The sequence below is a fragment of the Oleiphilus sp. HI0123 genome, from assembly GCF_001635315.1.
The window spans coordinates 1-2455 of the sequence record NZ_LWGE01001381.1 but is presented as its reverse complement, the minus strand read 5'-3'; the positions used below and the strand labels follow the sequence as shown (position 1 = coordinate 2455).

Genomic DNA, 2455 nt, shown 5'->3' with positions numbered 1-2455 from the left:
CAAATTTTTGGTGAATTAGAAATTAATAGCCCTCTACAGGCCACGGCAGACGGGAGCTTCAGAGGGTTTTGCGATATATGGAGGCAAAATCCCTAGGACCCCTTATTGGTTATCAGAGATAATCGAGCCGCGCATACGGCTTCTATCATGCACCGCTCAGCTCGTCTACCGCGGCTCAAAGAGAGGGATGGAAGAACTTAGTATGGCTGACGACCGAAAAAATAAAGGTATTCTCTTCAATAAAAACAATAAGTTAAGTCGATTCTATGAGCAATTGTACCCCGATATAGTCGGTCACCCATCCGAACAAAGGGGCTGTTTTTATGATTCAATTGAAAAAGTTTTCAGGGCTTTCTAGTCAATGGCTATTGAACTTTTCGTATGAGAGAGGAATCACTCAAGCCGAAATTGAACAGTCTCTGGATTTGGAAAAGGATTCCAACGGTGGGTACGAATTTCTGTCGATGGAAGATTATATCCGACTCATTAATTGGACAGCTAAACGTCTCGATGAATCTCTACTAGGCTTACAACTTTCAAAGGTTGTCAAGGGTTCTGACTTTGGTTCAGGAATGCTTACCGTCTATCACGCGGCCACATTGAGAGACGTCTGTTTATGTTTATCCCGATACGATCAAACGATATCTAAAGCAATTGTTATCGATTTCATTGAAGGTAAAAATGAAAGCCGGCTAGAATATCGCGTCAACATTGCACCCGCTTTTGATATCTCTCAAGAAGTTGAATTGGCAATGGCATTATTGATGAAGCTTTTGCGTAAGCAATTGGACGATGCCTGGAGTCCTCTGGAAGTTGGATTTAGTCATAAGCCCAATTCAAGTATTGAAGACTACTACGAATTCATTGGTAAAAATGTAAAATTTGAACAAGCCGTGAATTACTGTGCAATCAGTAGTTCCGATCTTAATCTTGAAGCTACTCCCGCAGACCCCAATATGCTGAAAGTACTGCGGGAGAATGCAGATCAACTTCTGGACAAAATACTGAAAATCGACGACATTGTTGGTCAAGTTAAATTCTATATTGCCCGGACGCTCGGCACGGACGCCTGCTCGGCGAACCACGCGGCAACGCAATTTTTTATGTCACGCAGAAACCTGACTCGACAACTAATGACCCGAGGTACTTCCTTTCGCGAGCTCCGCAATGCAGTGATGGAGGAAGTCGCCAAGAAAGCGCTGACGGAAACCAGCTCCCCTGTCAGCATCATTGCACTGCAACTGGGATATTCAGAGTCCAGCGCTTTTGATCGTGCCTTTAAGAGCCTTAGCGGCTATACGCCAATGGCCTACCGAAACTTAAGTCAAACTAATTTTTGATCTTCTTTTAGGGCATGATCAGGTGGTGGAAAATGCATATATCAATTTAGGGGCACTCGGCAGTACGGTGTCCCTCAAATACCTATTGCATTTACGACGATGTTTGCTCCTCTACCGCTCGGTGCGCCGCCACAATTGCTGCTGTAACATAAGACTGGGCTTCTGAATCGGAGTTTGCAATGGAAATGCGTCCAAATTGTTTGCGTCCCAGCTCATGAGGAGCCTGGCCTTCTTCCCACTCGGGATCATCGAGCTGCATATACGGATACGCATAACCATGCGACCAGCGATTTACAGTGATGGCCTCAATATCTCGCTCATGATTGAAACCGTATTGCCCCAGAACGCTTTGTAGCTGTTGCCGAATATTTTTCTCGTAAACTTCGTAAGGGGTGGTGTAGAGAATGTGGCGCCCATGTCGGAACAGCTCACGTCCGGTCTCGTTATTGATCGGTTCCGGTGTAGGGCTGTGAAACATGCTGACCGCCATAGGTTCATCTGGCGTCATCGGCGGCTGGTGTCCCCCGGTGGTGGTTGGAGGAGTCGCGGTTATGGTATTAAAGTAATCATGAGNGCAAAACATCATATTGCAATCCAACTGTGACCAAGCTTTACCATCGCTAAGAGCAATGGTAGAAAATACAAAGGGAATCTTAACGTTATAGCTGAGATTTTCCTTTTGCTTCTCGGGAAGTTCTGGGCACAAGTGCGGTATCAAACCATTGTAACAAGCCAATATACAGTGATCAGCAGTCACACTCTGAGCCTGTCCGGAAATTACGTAATCAACCTCGACCAGATTTTCACCGCGCTGGCGCACGCCAACAGCCGTACTGTTTAACCTTATTTTAGTGGTGTGTCGTTCTCGGTCAAGTTCACTATAGTCGAGGCGTTTAGTGGCAATGTTGGTAAAATTTCCCTCCCCTTTCGCTACGGAGGGAATCAACTTACTCACCAGTAGCCTCGCTACAGTTGCATTGCCATCGGGGAAATATCTGGCTTCATAAGCTTTGCCTGTACTCATCGTCAGGAAGTCGGCTACTTCACCCAACCAGCCCATCGCTCTGAGCCCTGGCGCGCCAAGCATGATGGCGTGAAGAATACTGTCCTTCCAG

At 46.3% G+C, this 2455-nt stretch carries 2 protein-coding genes; one reads left to right on the top strand and one right to left on the bottom strand.

From position 1 onward, the window contains the following. Positions 1-323: 323 nt before the first annotated feature. Positions 324-1340, top strand: coding sequence for an AraC family transcriptional regulator (locus A3761_RS17470; RefSeq protein WP_068553446.1), 1017 nt, complete (start codon positions 324-326; stop codon positions 1338-1340). A 91-nt stretch (positions 1341-1431) separates the two neighbouring features. Here A3761_RS17470 and A3761_RS29055 read toward each other — a convergent pair. Beyond that, positions 1432-2455 (bottom strand): FAD-dependent oxidoreductase (locus A3761_RS29055; RefSeq protein WP_369808230.1); only part of this gene is annotated, 1024 nt, incomplete at its 5' end.

What these genes read in the sequence shown, in the direction of transcription:
- A3761_RS17470 (WP_068553446.1), top strand. Translation starts at nt 324, where the DNA reads ATGATTCAATTGAAAAAGTTTTCAGGGCTTTCTAGTCAATGGCTATTG.